General features: G+C 67.3%; 19 protein-coding genes. 12 read left to right on the top strand and 7 right to left on the bottom strand.

Annotated elements, in window-relative coordinates:
- Positions 1-56: 56 nt before the first annotated feature.
- Genes NA11_RS28045 through NA11_RS28035 form a run of 3 tightly spaced genes read right to left on the bottom strand, consistent with a single transcriptional unit; the run spans position 57 to position 2,035 of the window.
- The gene (locus NA11_RS28045; RefSeq protein ID WP_069165018.1) at positions 57-710 is read right to left on the bottom strand and encodes a Type 1 glutamine amidotransferase-like domain-containing protein; all 654 of its coding nucleotides are present in this window, start codon (positions 708-710) and stop codon (positions 57-59) included.
- A 6-nt stretch (positions 711-716) separates the two neighbouring features.
- Entirely contained in the window at positions 717-1,556 is an 840-nt protein-coding gene (locus NA11_RS28040; RefSeq protein WP_069165017.1) for a maleylpyruvate isomerase family mycothiol-dependent enzyme, read from the bottom strand.
- Positions 1,553-2,035 (bottom strand): HIT family protein, encoded by a 483-nt coding sequence (locus tag NA11_RS28035; RefSeq protein WP_069165016.1) that lies wholly within the window; start codon positions 2,033-2,035, stop codon positions 1,553-1,555. Before NA11_RS28035 ends, NA11_RS28040 begins: the two co-directional genes overlap by 4 nt.
- Positions 2,036-2,486: 451 nt before the next feature.
- Here NA11_RS28035 and NA11_RS28030 point away from each other — a divergent pair, with 451 nt between their 5' ends.
- The 6 genes from NA11_RS28030 (at position 2,487) to NA11_RS28005 (ending at position 8,300) form a co-directional block, all read left to right on the top strand.
- Complete coding sequence (locus tag NA11_RS28030) at positions 2,487-3,605, top strand: Re/Si-specific NAD(P)(+) transhydrogenase subunit alpha (RefSeq protein WP_069165015.1); 1,119 nt, start codon at positions 2,487-2,489, stop codon at positions 3,603-3,605.
- Complete coding sequence (locus tag NA11_RS28025) at positions 3,605-3,919, top strand: NAD(P) transhydrogenase subunit alpha part 2 (protein WP_069165014.1); 315 nt, start codon at positions 3,605-3,607, stop codon at positions 3,917-3,919. The genes NA11_RS28030 and NA11_RS28025 overlap by 1 nt, the downstream gene beginning before the upstream one ends.
- On the top strand, positions 3,919-5,352 hold the full coding sequence (locus NA11_RS28020) for an NAD(P)(+) transhydrogenase (Re/Si-specific) subunit beta (protein ID WP_218023390.1): 1,434 nt from the start codon (positions 3,919-3,921) through the stop codon (positions 5,350-5,352). Before NA11_RS28025 ends, NA11_RS28020 begins: the two co-directional genes overlap by 1 nt.
- Before the next feature lie 142 nt (positions 5,353-5,494).
- Positions 5,495-6,658, top strand: coding sequence for a DUF5925 domain-containing protein (locus NA11_RS28015; RefSeq protein WP_069165013.1), 1,164 nt, complete (start codon positions 5,495-5,497; stop codon positions 6,656-6,658).
- Positions 6,659-6,771: 113 nt separating this feature from the next.
- Positions 6,772-7,563 (top strand): LppU/SCO3897 family protein, encoded by a 792-nt coding sequence (locus NA11_RS45880; protein WP_167837750.1) that lies wholly within the window; start codon positions 6,772-6,774, stop codon positions 7,561-7,563.
- Between the two features lie 143 nt (positions 7,564-7,706).
- Positions 7,707-8,300, top strand: a complete 594-nt coding sequence (locus tag NA11_RS28005; protein WP_069165011.1) for an LppU/SCO3897 family protein — start codon at positions 7,707-7,709, stop codon at positions 8,298-8,300.
- Here NA11_RS28005 and NA11_RS28000 read toward each other — a convergent pair.
- Together NA11_RS28000 and NA11_RS27995 are read right to left on the bottom strand one after the other, a co-directional pair.
- Positions 8,297-9,499: an MFS transporter gene (locus NA11_RS28000; RefSeq protein ID WP_069165010.1), complete on the bottom strand. Its 1,203-nt coding sequence runs from the start codon at positions 9,497-9,499 to the stop codon at positions 8,297-8,299. The two genes, NA11_RS28005 and NA11_RS28000, sit on opposite strands and share 4 nt — an antisense overlap.
- A 27-nt stretch (positions 9,500-9,526) precedes the next feature.
- Complete coding sequence (locus NA11_RS27995; protein ID WP_069165009.1) at positions 9,527-10,366, bottom strand: SDR family oxidoreductase; 840 nt, start codon at positions 10,364-10,366, stop codon at positions 9,527-9,529.
- An 81-nt stretch (positions 10,367-10,447) separates the two neighbouring features.
- Here NA11_RS27995 and NA11_RS27990 point away from each other — a divergent pair, with 81 nt between their 5' ends.
- From NA11_RS27990 to NA11_RS27980, 3 genes are all read left to right on the top strand, one after another.
- Complete coding sequence (locus NA11_RS27990) at positions 10,448-11,401, top strand: AraC family transcriptional regulator (RefSeq protein ID WP_069165008.1); 954 nt, start codon at positions 10,448-10,450, stop codon at positions 11,399-11,401.
- 26 nt (positions 11,402-11,427) lie between these two features.
- Positions 11,428-11,820, top strand: coding sequence for an acyl-CoA thioesterase (locus NA11_RS27985; protein ID WP_069165061.1), 393 nt, complete (start codon positions 11,428-11,430; stop codon positions 11,818-11,820).
- Positions 11,821-11,917: 97 nt separating this feature from the next.
- Positions 11,918-13,066: an alpha/beta hydrolase family protein gene (locus NA11_RS27980; RefSeq protein WP_167837749.1), complete on the top strand. Its 1,149-nt coding sequence runs from the start codon at positions 11,918-11,920 to the stop codon at positions 13,064-13,066.
- A 2-nt stretch (positions 13,067-13,068) separates the two neighbouring features.
- Here the strand turns inward: NA11_RS27980 and NA11_RS27975 are convergent, their stop codons facing one another.
- Together NA11_RS27975 and NA11_RS27970 are read right to left on the bottom strand one after the other, a co-directional pair.
- Positions 13,069-13,875, bottom strand: a complete 807-nt coding sequence (locus NA11_RS27975; RefSeq protein WP_069165006.1) for an SDR family oxidoreductase — start codon at positions 13,873-13,875, stop codon at positions 13,069-13,071.
- A 91-nt stretch (positions 13,876-13,966) separates the two neighbouring features.
- Positions 13,967-14,458: an Lrp/AsnC family transcriptional regulator gene (locus NA11_RS27970; protein ID WP_069165005.1), complete on the bottom strand. Its 492-nt coding sequence runs from the start codon at positions 14,456-14,458 to the stop codon at positions 13,967-13,969.
- A 171-nt stretch (positions 14,459-14,629) separates the two neighbouring features.
- Between NA11_RS27970 and pdhA the strand changes: the two genes are divergently transcribed.
- Genes pdhA through NA11_RS27955 form a run of 3 tightly spaced genes read left to right on the top strand, consistent with a single transcriptional unit; the run spans position 14,630 to position 18,231 of the window.
- Entirely contained in the window at positions 14,630-15,742 is a 1,113-nt protein-coding gene (gene pdhA, locus NA11_RS27965; protein ID WP_069165004.1) for a pyruvate dehydrogenase (acetyl-transferring) E1 component subunit alpha, read from the top strand.
- Complete coding sequence (locus NA11_RS27960) at positions 15,739-16,722, top strand: alpha-ketoacid dehydrogenase subunit beta (protein ID WP_069165003.1); 984 nt, start codon at positions 15,739-15,741, stop codon at positions 16,720-16,722. Before pdhA ends, NA11_RS27960 begins: the two co-directional genes overlap by 4 nt.
- Before the next feature lie 30 nt (positions 16,723-16,752).
- The gene (locus tag NA11_RS27955; RefSeq protein WP_069165060.1) at positions 16,753-18,231 is read left to right on the top strand and encodes a dihydrolipoamide acetyltransferase family protein; all 1,479 of its coding nucleotides are present in this window, start codon (positions 16,753-16,755) and stop codon (positions 18,229-18,231) included.
- Positions 18,232-18,353 lie beyond the last annotated feature (122 nt).

Below are 18,353 nucleotides of genomic sequence, written 5' to 3'. Positions count from 1 at the left end.
CGGTGTGGCGGACACCAACGGCAACGTCAAGGACCTAGAGCAGCGGCTGTGGTCGTTCATGACCCCGCTGGACTGATCAGCAGCTCGGTGCGGTCACCGTCGACGACCACCACGTCATCGTCGGTGAGCGCCCAGTGCGCGACGCCATCGGCCCGAAAGCGTGCGGCGATCTTGACGCAGTCGCCATCGGGATCGGTCGGCGAGTCGATGTGCGGCACGATCCGATGATCGACCAATCCCAGTCCGTCCCACTGCGGTTCGATACCGCAGGCGGGGCGCACCTCGCCGGGATCGTCCGCGACTTCCAGTCCGTGCAGATCCGGCGTCAGCAGGCAGGCTCCCGCGCTGTATCCGGCGTATACCAGCGCATCGTCGGCCAGCAGCCTCGGCAGCACGAGATCGGCGCCGCTGCGGGCGAATTGGGCGCGCAGCACGAAGGTGTTGCCGCCGCGCACCCAGATCAGTGGGAAGGCGGCCAGCGTCTTCGCCAATTCCGCTGGCTGATCGACGAAGTCGCGCAGGTCGATCGTCTCCGGCGTGTAGCCGAGCCTGCGCAGCGGCACGACGTCGCTGGTGACCGCGGCCGCCCACATGTCGGGCCATGCGTCACAGGCGTTGGGGATCAGCGCAACCCGGCCCGGCGCGCCGACGAGCGCGGCGAGCCGGTCGTAGTGCGCACCGAACCGGTAGCTGGACAGGAACAGTCGCATCGCGGGTCAGAGCGTGAAGGCCAGGTTGCGCACCAGCTGCAGCCCGAGCTGCTCGTCTCCGGTGATCGCGATCTGGTCAAGGTGCTCGTCGGCGGTGGTCCGCCCACCACCGAGCCGGACGAAAAGCTCGGACGGCAGCTGGATTTCGACGGTGGCGGGCTCGTCGAACCCGTCGACGAAGCTCGCCCGCCCCGCGACCTGGATGTGCAACGGCCGCGCCAACGCGCCGGTCACCGCGAACGTGATTCGCGAACCATCCGGTGCCCCACCCTTTTTCACCACCACCCGCGGCACGCTGCCGAGGAACTCGGCGAACGCCAGCTCACCGCGGCGTCCGCCCTCGTCGACCCGCACACCGAGCGCGTCGGCGATATCGAGCTCGTGCATCCAGCAGTCGAACAGCCGCACCCGCATGAACCGGCCGTAGCTGACCTGACCGATCGGCGAGGGAGTTTCGGCCTGCCATTCCTGCTCGCCCATGGCGGACAGGGCCTTTCGTCTGCGGCCGACGACATCGTGGAACAGCTCGAGCAGCTGGGTGCCTGGCAGCGGCCGCAGCCGGTCGACCCAGATCTCGTTCAGCACCCCGGTCTGGTTGCGCACGTGCGGCAGCGTGCTGACGTCGACCTTCTCCGTGGCCGGGTCGTGCGCGGGCGGGCGCTCGCCGAGCAGCCACGATTCGACGCCTGCGACGTGGGCGAGCGTGTCGAAGACGCTCCAGCCCGGCAGCGCTGTCGATGTGCGCCAGCGGTTTTCGTCGATGTCGGTGACCAGCGCGGCGAGCGCGTCCCATTCCTCGAACAGTGCCGTGGTCAGCGCGGTGCGGTCCAGGGTCGGATCGGTCATTCTTGCGCTCCTTCGTCGGTGCCCGGCCGCTTGTGGTTGTTCAGTTCTTCCTCGCGTTCCAGCGCCGCGATCCCGTCCTGGATCGCGGACGCGGTGGATTGCGGATCGTAGGGCCGCCGCAGCATGAATCCGGCCGCGAAGCGCATCTTGTCGCCGTGCTTGCGCGGGATCACATGCAGGTGGATGTGCGGGACGGTTTGAAATGCCGCCTTACCGTCGTTGAGCACCAGGTTGGCGCCGTCCGCGGCCAGCGTGCTTCGCCGGATGGCCAGCGCGAGCCGGTGGCCTGCCCGGAAGATGTACGACCCGGTGTCGGCGTCGAGATCTTCCAACTCGGCGGCGTGCCGTTTGGGGATCACCAGCATGTGTCCGCGGGCAATGGGCCGGATATCGAGGAAGGCGCAGAGGGTGTCGTCTTCGTACACCTTCGTTGCCGGGGCCTCGCCTGCCACGATGCGGCAGAAGACGCAGTCGTTCACAGGCTGGACCTTACGGCGTACGAGTGGTCGGCAACAGCCCTGTATTCACCAAGCCCGCCGACTGCTCTACTTGGCATCCCCCTCGGCATGGGAATGGTCATGATGCACGTCACGGTTGCAGTGGTGGACCATGGTGCTGAGCAGGAGCCCAACCTGCGGGTAAGTAATGGACCTGCATGTTCGCTCTTGTCGGGGCCCGCGAAGGCGACCACGATCATTCTCGGCGCCACACCCGAACGCCTGACGAATATAGGAGGCAACGATGATGGCCGCGACGACCCGAGGAATCCGGCAATCCGGCAAAATCCGGCATGATCTTGTGACGGGCGTCTCAGCAGCTCGCACTCCTCGCCGGGTACAGTTGCGAGGATTTGGGCGAACTTACTCTCAAGTAACAACGTCCGGCCAGCCCTCTGTTGCCTGAAGCTCAGCTCGAGAAGGAATAGACAAAGTGGAGACAACGCAGAGCGTAGGCGACCAGTCGCCACGCGGCGCGCGTGTCGGAGTCGTTCGCGAGTCCAACACGGGCGAACGACGTGTCGCATTGGTGCCGAAGATCATTCCGACCTTACTGAAGCAAGGCGCGCAGGTGGTGGTCGAGTCCGGAGCCGGACTCGGCGCACTCATCCCCGACAGCGCGTACGAAGAAGCGGGCGCGACGATCGGCGACCCCTGGTCGGCCGAGGTAGTCGTCAAGGTCGCGCCGCCGAGCGACGCCGAGGTGGCGAAGCTGTCCGACGGTCAGACGCTGATCGGATTCCTGGCCCCGCGCAACGCGGACAACCAGATCGGCAAGCTGAAAGCCGCTGGGGTGCAAGCGTTTGCGGTCGAAGCGATCCCGCGTATCTCGCGTGCACAGGTGATGGACGCGCTGTCGTCGCAGGCCAACGTCGCAGGCTACAAGGCAGTGCTGCTCGCGGCCTCGGAGTCGACCCGGTTCTTCCCGATGCTCACCACCGCGGCGGGCACCGTGAAGCCGGCGACCGTGCTCGTGCTCGGCGTCGGCGTTGCTGGACTGCAGGCCCTGGCCACCGCCAAGCGCCTCGGCGGCCGCACCACCGGCTACGACGTGCGGCCCGAGGTCGCCGATCAGGTGCGCTCGGTCGGTGCCCAGTGGCTCGACCTCGGCATCGACGCCGCCGGTGAGGGCGGGTACGCCCGCGAGCTCACCGACGACGAAAAGGCCAAGCAGCAGCAGGCTTTGGAGGACGCGATCAAGGGCTTCGACGTGGTGATCACCACCGCGTTGGTGCCCGGCCGTCCCGCGCCGCGCCTGGTGACCGCCGCCGCCGTCGAGGGCATGAAGCCGGGCAGCGTGATCATCGACCTGGCCGGCGAGACCGGCGGCAACTGCGAGCTCACCGAGCCGGGTGAGACCGTGGTCAAGCACCAGGTCACCATCGCATCGCCGCTGAACCTGCCTGCGACCATGCCCGAGCACGCCAGCGAGCTGTACTCGAAAAACATTGCGGCCCTGCTGGAACTGATGCTGGTCGACGGAAAGCTCGCGCCGGACTTCAGCGATCAGGTGCTCGCGGATTCCTGCGTGACCCGTGAGGGAGAAGCCTGATGTATACCGAACTTCTCGCGAACATCGCGATCCTGGTGCTCTCCGGGTTCGTCGGGTTCGCCGTGATCTCCAAGGTGCCCAACACCTTGCACACCCCGCTCATGTCCGGCACCAACGCCATCCACGGCATCGTCGTGCTCGGCGCGCTCGTCACGCTCGGCAACGTGCAGGACCCGTCGATCCTGACGCAGATCATCCTGTTCGTCGCCGTCGTGTTCGGAACCCTGAACGTCATCGGTGGTTTCGTGGTGACCGACCGGATGCTCGGGATGTTCAAGGGCAAGAAGGCCGCACCGGTGAAGGCGGATAAGTGATGCATACCTTCGATAACCTGACTTACCTGGTCAACGGCCTCTACATCATCGCGTTCGGCATGTTCATCTACGGTCTGATGGGCCTGACCGGTCCGAAGACCGCGGTGCGCGGCAACCTGATCGCCGCCGTCGGCATGGTCATCGCCGTGGTCGCGACCCTGATCTCGGTGCGCCACACCAGCAATTGGATCCTGATCATCGCCGGTCTCGTGGTCGGTATCGCCCTCGGCGTTCCGCCTGCCAAGTTCACCAAGATGACCGCCATGCCGCAGCTGGTTGCCGCGTTCAACGGCGTCGGCGGTGGCACGGTCGCCCTCATCGCCTGGTCGGAATTCATCAACAGCCAAGGCTTTTCGCACTTCGACGAAGAGCCGACGGTGCACATCGTCGTCGGCTCGCTGTTCGCCGCGATCATCGGCTCGGTGTCCTTCTGGGGTTCGCTGATCGCCTTCGGCAAGCTGCAGGAGATCCTGCCCGGTCGCCCGATCGGTCTCGGCAAGCTGCAGCAGCCGCTGAACCTGCTGCTGCTCGTCGGTGCGATCGCCGCGGCCGTGGTGATCGGCGTCGGCGCCACCAATGACGGTGTCTCCCAACTGTGGATGATCGCGGTGCTCGTCCTCGCCGGTGTGCTCGGCCTCGCGGTCGTGCTGCCGATCGGCGGCGCCGACATGCCCGTCGTCATCTCGTTGCTCAACGCGTTGACCGGATTGTCGGCCGCCGCAGCCGGTTTGGCGCTGAACAACACCGCGATGATCGTGGCGGGCATGATCGTCGGCGCGTCCGGCACCATCCTCACCAACCTGATGGCCAAGGCGATGAACCGGTCGATTCCGGCCATCGTGGCAGGCGGATTCGGCGGTGGCGGAACGGCTCCCGGCGCCGGTGGCGACGGCGAAGCCAAGCAGGCCAAGGCCACCTCGGCGGCGGACGCCGCGATCCAGATGGCCTACGCCAACCAGGTGATCGTGGTGCCCGGTTACGGCATGGCCGTCGCGCAGGCGCAGCACGCGGTCAAGGAGATGGCGGCGCTGCTCGAGGCCAAGGGCGTCGAGGTCAAATACGCCATCCACCCGGTGGCGGGTCGCATGCCGGGCCACATGAACGTGCTGCTTGCCGAGGCCGAGGTCTCCTACGACGCGCTCAAGGAGATGGACGACATCAACGGCGAATTCGGCCGCACCGATGTCGCCCTGGTGATCGGCGCCAACGATGTCACCAACCCGGCCGCCCGCGAGGACAAGAGCAGCCCGATCTACGGCATGCCGGTGCTCAACGTCGACCAGGCCAAGAGCGTCATCGTGCTCAAGCGGTCGATGAACTCCGGCTTCGCGGGCATCGACAACCCGCTGTTCTACGCCGACCACACCTCGATGCTGTTCGGTGACGCGAAGAAGTCCGTCGGTGCGGTCACCGAGGAACTGAAGGCGCTGTAACACTGCGGTTTCACCCGAAAGCACTGCGGGTTTTCACCCGCAACGACCCCTCGCCGGATGCGGCGAGGGGTCGTTTGCTGTCGGCGCTGCCCCGTACAGCAACCGTTAATTCGCTGGACACGGCCGGTCCGCAGGCCTGATCATGCTCGGAGTGTCCGCACGTAATGAGTCTCTTCGGTTGATCGACCCGAGGGAGCCCTCGGCCGATGTCGCCGAGCGGCTGCCGTGGGGTGTCACGGTCGATTCCAACTACTCCACGCGCGATGTGGTCGATGTGCTCGCGCTCACGCCGTTCCTGCGCGGCGATCAACCCTGTGCGCGCTCAGCCCATCTGGAGCGAATCAAGCCCGATGCGCCGCTGCGCCCCGCGCACGGCAGGGTGGTGCGCTCGACGCAGGACGAGGACAGCGGGATCGCGCTGGTGGCAGGCGTCGGCTGGTCCTCGCGAGTCGTCCGGTGGTCGGGTGGGTCGGCGACCGTCGAGGTCACCGCCGCGACCGACGAACTCGCCGCGAGCGTGCTCGCCGAGTCCATCCGGGATGCGGCCGCGCAGCCGGAGATCGGCGAGACCATCGAGATGGGGTTCTGGCACATGCACAGCCACGGACCGCAGCGGCGTGGTCGGGCCATCTCGGCGCCGGAATGGCCTGCCATTCGCGGCAACTACGCCGCAGAGGTCTCCGGTGCGATGGATCGCCTGATGGCCTTGACCGCCGCGGAGGTCCGCGGACGGTTGGTGCTGCTGCACGGGCCGCCGGGGACCGGAAAGACCACGGCGCTGCGCGCGCTCGCCAGGGCTTGGGCGCCGTGGTGCCAGTTCGACTGTGTGCTCGACCCCGAGGTGATGTTCGGCAAGCCCGGCTATCTGATGGACGTGGCTGCGGGCATCGACGGCGACGAAGACACCAAACGCTGGCGCATGCTCGTACTGGAGGACTGCGACGAGCTGATCCGCGGTGAGGCGAAAGAAACAGCGGGACAGGGCCTTTCCCGCTTGCTCAATCTGACCGACGGCATGCTCGGGCAGGGTCGGGACGTGCTGGTCGCGATCACCACCAACGAGGATCTGTCTCGGCTGCACCCCGCGGTCACCCGACCGGGACGTTGCCTGGCGCAGCTCGAAGTGGGCCGGTTGTCGCCCGCCGAGTCCGCGGCCTGGCTGGCCAGGGAACGCAAGGCGGACACCCCGTCCGATGCCGCGTGCCCGGACGGCGCGACTCGCGCCGAGTTGGTTGCACTGCGCGATGGCGACATCAAGATCCAGTCGATCAGCGAGGATCCGGTCAATCCCGGCCTCTACCTGTGACGCGTTCCTCGTCTTGCCCACCACACGGATAACGGGTCGATCGGCTAGATTCTGTGAGTTCGTCGGCCGCCCATGTGGCCGTATATCGCGTAAACCCTGGGGAGGGGAACCTTGTGACAACACCCACGAACTATCCGCCGCCGACGCAATCAGACGGCCACGGCTACGGTCCGGGGTACCCACAGCAGCCGGGGGGCGTGCCAGGGTATCCGCAGCCCGGCTACGGTCCTGGGTTTCCGCCGCCGCAGGGCTTCGCACCGCCGCAAGGTTTTCCACCTCCCCAGGGTTTTCCACCGCAGCAAGGCTTTCCGCAGCAAGGTTTCCCGCCGCCAGGTTTCCCGCCGCAAGGCGGCCAGCCCGGGTTCCCGCCGGGGGCCTTCCCGCCGCCGCCACGTCGCAGTGGCGGCCGTGGCAAGGCGATCGCCATCATCGTTGCCATCATCGTTGTGCTCGGCCTTGTCGTCTTCGGCGTCGTCTACGCCATGCGCTCCGACGGTGAAAAGGTCAGCATCGGCCAGTGCGCGAAGCTGTCCGGCACCACCTTCAAAGCCGAGTTCGCCACCAAGGAATGCTCCGACCCGGAAGCCAATTACGTAGTGGCCGAACGGCTCGACGGCGCCGCCAAGGACTGCCCGACCAAGGATTACGCCAGCTACTACCAGGCCGGCGGCAAGGAATACACGCTCTGCCTTCGCCTCAACGTGAAGGAAGGCGACTGCATCGACGGCAACGCCCTCGGCGCAAGCACCAAGGTCGCCTGCACCGCGGCTGCCGACTACAAGATCGGCCGAATCATCCGAGGCGCCGCCGACAAATCCGCCTGCGGCTCCAAATTCACCGACTCCACCATCGTCTACCCCAAACCAGACCCCGTAACCCTCTGCCTGGTCCCCCCGACCAAGTAGGGATTTATCCCGAGGTCTGGCACGACGCCGGTTCAGCCAGTTATGCACCCGTGCAGCGGATTTCGATGCGATCGGCTAGATTCGGTGAGTTCATTCGGCTGCCGAGTGCTGCCGACATTGCGTCGACCCTGGGGGAGGGTTCTATGACCACACCGCCGCACGGCCATCCGTCCGAGTTCCAACCGGGAGATCATCCCGGTGACTACCCGGCCGGTCATAACGAGTTGGCCGAGGGCAAAACCGTAAACATTCGCAAATGGCTTGTCATCGTCGGCTTGCTCGGCCTGGTGGTGTTCGCCGTCATCCTCAGTCTGCCCGATAGCCAAAGGGTCGATATCGGTGGGTGCGGAAAGGTATCCGGGCCTGATTCCCGCGCTGAGTTCGAGGTCAAGGAATGTTCCGACCGGGAGGCCAACTACGTTGTGGCGGACCGGATCAGTGGCGCCGACCAAGACTGTGCGAGCAAGGCTTACGCCATCTACTTCGAGAACGGCGACAACACCGCAGGCAGCAGGCTGTGCCTGCGTCCCAACGTGAAGAAGGGTGACTGCGTGCGCGGGGACTCGTCCGGCATCGTCGCCGACAGGTTCTGCCGCGCCGCCGACCATCGGATCAGCCAGGTCCTCGACGGCACCGCGGATGAATCCGCGTGCCGATCCCGCAATGTCGGCGAACTCGGCATCGTCTACCCGAAGCGCCAGCCTGTCACGCTGTGCCTGGTGCGGTGGACCGGCTAGCCAGCTCTCGCCGGGGCGACGGCGCCGGCGTAGCGGCAGCAGATCAGGACGGCGATGAGGGGGACGATCAGGGCGGTGGTCAGGGGGATCAGGGCGGTTAGCCAGCCGATGATTGCGGGGCCTGCGAGTAGGCCGAGGTAGCCGATGCTGAAGACGTGGGACATGTCGGTTGCGGCCTTGGTGGAGCCGAGATTGCCTGCGGCGGTGAATATTTGCGGGATGGTGCCGGACAAGCCGAGGCCTGCCATGGCCCAACCGATCAGGGTCAACGGGATCCAGGGGGACAGGATGATCACGGTGAGGCCGATGCCGCAGAGCAGGGTGCCGTAGCGGACGACGGCCACCCGGCCGAAGGCGCCGCTGACCCGGTCGGCGGTGAGACGACCCGCGGTCATGGTGACGGAGAAGGCGCCGAAAGCCAGTGCGGCGGTGGCTTCGTCGGCGCCGAGGTGTTCGCGCATCTGCAGGGTGCTCCAGTCGCCCGCGACACCTTCGGCGAGTAGTACGGCGAAGGCGATTGCGGCCAGGGCGAATACCTTTCGGCGGTGCTCGGCGCTGTCCCGGAGCTGCTCCGGGGGAGGTGGATCATGCTGCACCGCAGCCGAATCAGCGGGTGATCCGTGCTCGGTATCGCGAAGCAACCGTGGGACGAGTGCGACGGTCAGTGCGACGCAGGCAATGGCCGCCAGCGTCAATGTCATTCGGGTGTCCCATTCGGCCCGCAGGGTTGCCGCTCCGAGCAGCGATCCCAGCAGTCCGCCGCCGGAGAACAATGCGTGGAACGTCCCCATGATCGGGCGCCCGTAGGCCCGTTCCACGTGCACCGCTTGGGTATTCATCGAGACGTCCAGTGCGCCGTTGCCGAAACCGAAGCACGCCAACGCAAGCGCCAGGGTGATCGGGCCGGTCGCCAGTCCAGGCCCGATCAGCGCAACAGACATGAGGATCGCGGCCGCGGCGACCAGGTTCCGGCTGCCGAACCGATCCGCGAGCGGGCCGGTGAGGCGCATTCCTGCCACGCCAGCACCCGCCATCAGCAGGATGAGCATGCCGAGCGTCGATTTCGCGACGCCGGTCCGATCGGTGATCACCGGAATATGCACCACCCACATGGCGAGCAGGAACCCGTTGAGCCCGAACACCGCGAACACGGCGGCGCGGGCAACGCGGGTGGGGCGATCGACCGTCGGAGTCACCAATCCGACGGTACCGATGTGCCGCAGGCGCTATCCGTTCCACACCCCGGTGGCGGCGGTCTCCTGCACATACTCGGTGAAATCCTTGGGCGCCCGCCCGAGTGCCCGCTGCACACCGTCGGCGGTCTTGCTGTTCCTGCCGTCCAGAATGGTGCCGAACAGGTAGTCGAGCAGGCTGACCGCGTCGGCGGGCAGCTGGAAATCGGTCAGTGCCGCAACGAATTCCGTGCGGCTCACCGGAATGAACGCGATCTCGCGGCCGGTCACCTCGGCGATCTCGCCGACCGCCTCGGCGAAGGTGAGCGCGCGCGGCCCGGTCAGCTCGTACAGCTCGCCGTGGTGTCCGTCCTCGGTGAGTGCCAGGACCGCGACATCGGCGATGTCGTCGGCGTGGACGAACGGCTCGGGAACATTGCCGTTGGGCAGCGCGACTTCGCCGGCGATGACGAGGTCGGTGAACGCGCCCTCGCTGAAGTTCTGGGCGAAGAAGCTGCATCGCACGATGGTCCAGTCGAGTCCGGATTCCCGCACGATCTCCTCGCATTCCACCGCCTCCGGCTCGCCGCGACCGGACAGCAGCACCAGCGTGCGCACACCGGCGAGCTTGGCCGCGACCGTGAATGCCTGCAGGGTCTCCGGAGCGCCCGGCACCGCGAGATCGGGCTGGTACGCGACGTAAACGACGTGCACGTCGGCCAGCGCCGCAGCCCAGGTGCCGCGGTCCTCCCAGCTGAACGGGATCGGCGCGGTGCGCGAGCCGACGCGGACCGAGTGGCCCGCCTGCGCGAGCCGGGTGGCGACTCGGCTGCCGGTCTTGCCGGTGCCGCCGGTGACGAGGATGAGGAGCTGGTGTGCGGTGTTGTTTGTCATGACATGAGTACACCGGCCTGCGCCGAGACGGAACATAGTTCAGCAGCTCATGATCATGTGCGATCGTCTACGCTTGGTCACGTGGATGCGCTCGCCAGTCTGCTCGAAGGTCCACGTGCCCGAGGCGCGTTTCTCATGTGTTCGCTGCTCGAACCGCCCTGGTCACTGCACATTCAGGACGAGGCCCCGCTCACCGTGGTTTCGATGGTGCGCGGCGACGGCTGGATCATGCTGGGCAAGAACGCGCCGAGGCAGGTCTGCGAGGGTGATGTCGCGATTTTCCGCGGACCCGACCACTACACCGTCGCCGACGAGCCGACCACCGCGCCACAGATCTACATCCATCCTGGCAACGTGACCAAGACCGCCGATGGTGAAGTCCTGTGCGAGACACTGAGTCTCGGCGTCCGGCAGTGGGGCACCGCCGCCGACGGGGCCACCATGATGGTGACCGGAACCTACGAGTCGGCCGGCGCGGCAAGCCAGCGGCTGCTGCGCGCCCTGCCGCCGGTCATCGTGCTGCAGCGCGGCGATTTCGACACCCGCATTCTCGACATCCTGGTCGACGAGGCCGTCAAGGACGAGCCTGCGCAGGGCGTCCTGCTCGACCGGCTGCTCGACATGGTGCTGATCGCCGCTCTGCGCGCCTGGTTCGCCCGCAACGACGCGCCCGCCTGGTACCACGCTTACAGCGACCCGTTGGTCGGCAAGGCGCTGCGGCTGCTGCAACACAATCCGGCGCACGGCTGGACGGTGGCCGGGCTTGCCGAGGCGGTCGGGGTGTCTCGTGCCGCGCTCGCCCGTCGCTTCACCGATCTGGTCGGGGAGCCGCCGATGGCGTTCCTCACCGAATGGCGCCTCGCACTGGCCGCCGACCTGCTCGCCGAGTCCGACGCCACCATCGAATCCATCGCCCGCCAAGTCGGTTACGGCAGCGCCTTCGCGCTGAGCACGGCCTTCAAACGCCATTTCGGCGTAAGCCCCCGCGACCACCGCCAGGGCGCCACTTCGGCTGAGCTATCGTCGGCCGGGTGACACAGCAGTATCCGGTCCTCTGGCCGATGCCGACCCGGTGGTCGGACAACGACCACTACGGGCACGTGAACAACGTGACCTACTACTCGTACTTCGACACCGCGGTCAACGCGTGGTTGATGCATGCCACCGGCGCCGACATCCGCGAGTTGCCCGCGCTCGGCGTGGTCGCGCAGACCTCGTGCCAATACGTCGGCTCGCTCAGCTTCCCCGACCAGCTGCAGGTCGGCTTGCGCATCTCGCGGCTCGGCCGGTCGAGCATCACCTATGACCTGGCGATCTTCCGCGAGGCCGACGGCGACCTCGAACTGGCCGCCACCGGCACCTTCGTGCACGTCTACGTCGACTCGGCGACCCGCAAACCCGTCGAGATTCCCGAGGTGATCCGGACCGCCGCAGGCGCCCTCGTCACCGGCTAGACCTGCCGCGCAACGCTTTACCTGTTAGCGTCGACTGAGCGGTCCGGGAGTGCCGCGCTCGAATCGCTAGTGGTGTGGGGGAATGTTGTTCAGACGCATGGCAATTGTGGTGCTGTCCGCGTGCGCACTGGTAGCGGGCAATCCCGCAGGGTCGGGCGGTGCACCGTTGGGGCCGACGGTATTGCCGCGGCCGAGCGGCCAATTGCCGGTCGGCTCAACGTCGCTGCATCTGGTCGATGCCGGTCGGCCCGATCTGTTCGTTCCCGAGCGGCCGCGTGAGCTGATGGTGACGGTGTTCTACCCGGCCACCGACGTCGACAAGCATCCGCGTGCGCATTACCTGTCCAAGGAGCTGGTCCCCGGGCTGGAGCAGCGTCTGGGGGCCCCGCTGCCCGGCCTGTTCACGAACTCGCATACCGGCGCGCCCGCGCTGGCTGGGTCGGCGTATCCGGTGGTGCTCTACGCGCCGGGGGCCGGGTCTTGGCGGGTGCTCGGTACCGGCGTTGCCGAGGAGCTGGCCAGCCGGGGCTATGTGGTGGTGACGGTCGACTACACCTACGAGGTCCCGGTGGAGTTCCCCGAGGGCAGGATCGTTCCGGCCGCGCCTACGCCTGCCTTCGACAAGGAGCTTCGACAGAAGTACATGGCGGCGCGTCTCGCCGACACTCCGTTCGTGCTGGACGCGCTGACTCAGCTGGCGGGTGGCGGCAACCCGGATGCCAAGCGCCGCAACCTGCCTCGGGGTCTCGCGGGAGCTTTGAACCTGGATCGGATCGGCTTCGTCGGTCACTCGTCCGGGGGATACACCGCGGTCGAGTCGATTTACAACGACCGCCGCATCGACGCCGCGATCGATCTCGACGGTCAGCTCGGCGTCGACGAGCTGTTCGGCCGCGCGGCCACCGAGGGCGTCGATCGGCCTGTGCTGGTGCTGACGAGCAAGCAGGCCACCGACGTCGGCGATGCGCGGCCCTCGCTCGATGCCTTCTGGCAGCACGCGACCGGCTGGAAACGTGAACTGCTGCTGCGGGATTCGGCGCACTACGACTTCACCGACTTCCCGCAGCTGGTCCCTGCGGTGGCCAGGGAGGCCGCCAAGACCTACATCGGACCCGTCCCCGCCGATCGGGCGTCGATCGTGGTGCGCGGCTACGTCGCGGCCATGTTCGACAAGTTCCTCCGCGATCGGACCGGCACGCTCCTCGATCAGCCGCCGACCGAGACGGAGATCAGCGAGGTCCGTTGACCTCAGCCGAGCAGCGCGGCCTGGAAGCGACGCATGCCGTCGATCCAGCGGTCGTAGTCGGAACCCTTGTAGCGGTACATCTTCAGGACCTCGGGGTGGGGGAGGATCAGAAAGTGCTCGGCGTCGACACCTGCTAGGACGACCTCGGCGGCCTCGTCGGGGGAAAGCACCTTGCCTGCGGTGGTCACCGCTTTGATGGCCAGTTCCGCCTCGGCGGAGTGCTCCGATGCGCCGAGACCCGAGTGCAGGAGCTGGGTGTCGACGCCCATCGGGCAGACACAGCTCACCCGAATGCCTTTGTCGCCGTAGGTGACCGACAACCACTCGGCGAATCCGACCGCGGCATGTTTGGAGACCGCGTATGGCGCGGAGCCGAGCTGGGTGAGCAAGCCCGCCGCCGAGGCGGTGGACACGAAGTAGCCGCTGCCGCGAGACAGCCACTCGGGCACCAACAGTCGCGCCGCGCGCACATGGGCGAGCACGTTGACCTCGAGCGCTGCCGCCCACTGCGCGTCGGTGCTGTCGAGGCCGGCGCCGCCGCCGATCCCCGCGTTCGCGAAATACAGGTCCACCGGGCCGAATTCGGCGGCCGCGCGCTCGATCAGCTCGCGAATCACCTGCTCGTCGGCGACATCACCGCCCACCGCGACCGCGGCCGCGCCGAGCGATTCGGCAACCTGCGCCGCTGCGCCCGCGTCGAGATCGGCGAGCACCACGCGCGCGCCCGCCGCGACCAGCCCGCGCGCCAGCGCCGCACCGATACCAGCCCCGGCCCCCGTCACGATCGCAACCTTGCCCGAAATCTCCATCCCCGCACCTTAGCGAGGCGGTACCGGTGCCTGACCGAGAATCTCGGCCACCATGGGCCGTACGCTCGCGACCTACGCGAATGTCGCCTGCTCAGTTGGTTCCGGCGAGCCGATCCAACAGCGGCGCGGTGCGCGGGCCGACCAGTTCGCGCATCACCAGCGCCATGTTGGTCCGCTCGACGCCGGGAATCTTCAATATCTGTCCGGCGATTCGGTACAAATCGTCGGCGTCCCTGGCGACCACCCTGACCGTCAGATCGGTGAGACCGGTCATGCCGCAGACCTCGGTCACCTCGGGCACCTCGGCGAGTTCGTCTACCACCGAATCCAATTGGTGTTGATCGACGACCACCGCGACGAAGGCCGACAGCGGATAGCCGAGGGCGCGCGGCCGCACCCTGCGCTCGAAACTGCCGAGCACGCCGCCCGCCTCCCAGCGGGCGAGCCTGGCCTGCACGGTATTGCGGGACAGCCCGAGCCGTGCGGCCAGCTCGACGCCCGTTGCTCTCGGATTGGCGACCAGTTCCAGCAGCAGTCGGGCATCAGTGGCGTCCAAGGTCACATCGACCGTTTCTCTGGTCATGCGACGCAGTATGACACCAACCGACCGTCCAGAATTGAGCATTCTGCGCATTCGCGTGTCGTTCGCTTGCGCACATCGCATTATCGTGGATGCTGTGAGGTAGAGCACATGCGCGGCGGAACCGGGCAGCAGCCAGGCCCGCCGGCAGCCAGGGTGAGGAGGCGGTCACCGATGCCAGAGAAGGTCGAATACCCGGTGCAATTGGTCCAGCCCGACGGTCGCCGCGTCCTCGATCGGGAGAACGCCGCCCTGGTCGCCGACGTCGGCCCGGACGAGCTACGCGCGCTGTACGAGGACATGGTGGTCACCCGGCGCATCGACACCGAGGCGACCGCATTGCAGCGCCAAGGCCAACTGGGACTGTGGGCCCCGCTGCTCGGCCAGGAGGCCACCCAGGTCGGTTCGGCGCACGCCCTGCACCCCGACGACTATGTGTTCTGCAGCTACCGCGAGGCGGCCGTCGCCTACTGCCGCGGCGTGCATCCCACCGAGATCACCCGCATGTGGCGCGGTGTCGCGCACTCCTGCTGGGATCCGGACGCGGTCAACATGACCAACCCGAACATCATCGTCGGCTCGCAGGGTCTGCACGCGACCGGCTACGCCTACGCCGCGCACCTGGACGGCGCCGAGATCGCGACCATCGCCTACTTCGGCGACGGCGCGAGCAGTCAGGGCGATATCGCCGAGGCGCTCGGCTTCGCGGCGAGCTGGAGCGCGCCGGTGGTGTTCCTGTGCCAGAACAATCACTGGGCGATCAGCGAGCCGGTCCGGGTGCAGAGCCAGACGCCGATCGTGCGGCGCGCCTACGGATACGGGATGCCCGGCGTCCAGGTCGACGGCAACGATGTGCTCGCGGTGCTCGCGGTCACCAGGCAGGCGGTGGCGCGCGCCCGCGCCGGCGGTGGGCCCTCGTTCATCGAGGCGATCACCTATCGGATGGGCCCGCACACCACGGCCGACGACCCGACGCGCTACCGCTCGTCCGCGGAGAACGAGCAGTGGGCCCGGCGCGATCCGATCGATCGGCTGCGCAGGCTGCTGGAACGCGAGTCGCAGTTCGACGATGCGTTCCAGCGTCGGGTCGCCGACCATGCCGACGAGGTCGCGCGCCAAGTGCGCACCGCGACCATCGAAATGCCCGATCCCGCACCGATGGACATGTTCGACAACGTGTATGCCACCCCGCACGCGCTCATCACCGAAGAGCGGCGGGAGTACGCGGAGTACTTGGCTGGCGATCCCAGCGAGGCTGCCGCGCGACCGGAAGGAGTCCCTTCATGATCACTACTTTCGCCAGCGCCCTCAATACCGGGCTGCGCCGCGCACTGGAGGACGACCCGAAGGTTGTGCTGATGGGCGAGGACATCGGCAGGCTCGGCGGCGTGTTCCGGGTGACCGACAGCTTGCAGAAGGACTTCGGCGACAACCGGGTCATCGACACGCCGCTTGCCGAATCGGGCATCGTGGGAACGGCTTTCGGTATGGCGCTGCGTGGCTACCGGCCGGTGTGTGAGATCCAGTTCGACGGGTTCGTCTATCCCGCGTTCGATCAGATCGTCTCGCACGTGGCCAAGATCCACTATCGGACGCAGGGAAAGGTGAAGGCGCCCATCACGATTCGCATCCCGTTCGGCGGCGGGATCGGCGCGGTGGAGCATCATTCGGAGTCACCGGAGGCGTATTTCGCGCACACCGCCGGCCTGCGGGTGCTCGCGCCGAGCAACCCCGCCGACGCGTATCTGATGATCCGCCAGGCGATTGCCATGGACGATCCGGTGATCTTCTTCGAGCCCAAGCGGCGCTACTGGGACAAGGCCGACGTCGACTTCCTCGCCCTCGACCGGGACGGCGGGCTGCCCGCGGACCGGGCCGTGGTGTGCCGCGCCGGAACTGACGCCACCGTCGTCGCGTACGGCGGAACGGTCGAGACCGCCATGTCCGCGGCGAAAATCGCTGCCGAGGAAGGGCATTCGCTCGAGGTGATCGATCTGCGCAGTCTGTCGCCGATCGACTTCGACACCATCGAGGCATCGGTCGCCAAGACCGGCAGGCTGATCGTCACGCACGAAGCGCCGGTATTCGCTGGTCTCGGTGCGGAAATCGCTGCGCGGATCACCGAACGGTGCTTCTATCATCTCGAGGCGCCGGTCCTGCGCGTCGGTGGCTTCGACATCCCGTTCCCCCCGGCTAAGCTCGAAAAGTTCCACCTGCCCGACCCCGACCGCATTCTCGCCGCGGTCGATCGAACGCTCGCCGCCTGACGCCGGTCCGCCGTAGTGAGAGGTGCCAACGTGGAAGATCGCGCCCAGCCAGGGGCGGGCAAGGTGCTGGAATTCCGGCTCCCCGACCTCGGAGAAGGGCTGGCCGACGCCGAACTGGTGTCCTGGTCGGTCAGCGTCGGCGACGCGGTCGCACTGAATCAGACGATCGCCGAGGTGGAAACGGCGAAGGCGGTGGTGGCGCTGCCGTCACCGTTCGCCGGGCAGGTGGTCGAGCTGCTCGCGCAGCCGGGGGACACCATCCTCGTCGGCGCGCCGCTGATCCGGGTGCGCGACGATCAGGCGCCTGCCGAAAGCGGGCCGCCCGCAGCAGATAACGCAGGCAGCGCCGAGGCCGCGGTGGATCATGCCGAATCGAACGGCACCGGGCGCACTTCGGTGCTCGTCGGCTACGGGCCGGAGGGCGAGACCGTGTCGCGGCGACGTCGCCCCGCCGTCGCGAAACCCGATAGTGCAGACGTGATTTCGGCACCTGCCGAATACGATGGGCAGCCCGAACCGACTCCGACGGAAGGCATGCCGCGCACGGTCCGGCCCCAGCTCGGCGTCACCAGGCCCGCCGCAACCCCCGCTGCCCGCAGGCTCGCGCGCGAAATCGGCATCGACCTGTGGTTCGTCGCGGGCTCCGGACCGGACGGCGCGGTCACCGTCGAGGACGTGCGCGGTGCCGTACCGGTTTCCCAGCCGCGCAAGGTAGGCGCGACCGGCAAGGCGGGCGCGACCATACAGCCCGAAACCCGCACGGCCCCTGCGGTCACCGATCCGGCGGCCGGTGTCATCCGCGAACCCGCGCGCGAGGTGCGTACCCCGATCAGCGGCATTCGCAAGCGCACCGCGGCCGCCATGACCGCCAGCGCCCGCACCATCCCGCAGGCGAGCACCTTCGTCACCCTGGATTTCACCGCGTCGATGGAGCTGCTCGACCACCTGCGCACCACCAAATCCTTTGCCGGACTGACCCTCACGCCGCTCGCGCTGGTGGCGAAGTCGGTGCTCGCCGCGCTGGCGGAGTTCCCGGACATCAATACCTTCTGGGACGAGGCAAATCAGGAGATCGTCACCAAGCACTACGTGAACTTGGGCGTCGCGGTGGCCACCGACCGCGGGCTGTTGGTGCCGAACATCAAAGAGGCACAGGCGTTGAGTTTGCGTGATCTCACCCGCGAGATCAGCTGGGTCGCCGAGACCGCGCGATCGGGCGGCGCAAGCCCGACCGATCTGCGTGGCGGCACGTTCACCATCACCAACGTCGGGGTGTTCGGCGTCGACACCGGTGTGCCGCTGGTGAATCCGGGTGAGGCGGCGATTCTCTGTCTCGGCTCGATCCGTAAACGCCCGTGGGTCTTCCGCGACGAACTCGCGGTCCGCTGGGTCACCACTCTCGGCATCAGCTTCGACCACCGGATGATCGACGGCGAGCTCGCCTCCCGCTTCCTCGCCACCACCGCAGGCCTCCTAGAGGATCCCCTCACCCTCCTCAGCCGAATCTGAGCCAGGACTTCCTGCCGAGTGGGAACTGGTGGCGGCAGTTCGCGAGTAGCGTCCGCCGTCAGTTCCCACTCGGCGTGAATGTCCGTTTCGGGTTGCTCGACGGTTGCCGAGAGAAGTCTTCG

The organism is Nocardia altamirensis NBRC 108246, from assembly GCF_001612685.1.
In the GTDB taxonomy this organism is placed as follows: Bacteria; Actinomycetota; Actinomycetes; order Mycobacteriales; family Mycobacteriaceae; genus Nocardia; species Nocardia altamirensis.
This window is presented reverse-complemented; position numbering and strand designations above follow the sequence as displayed.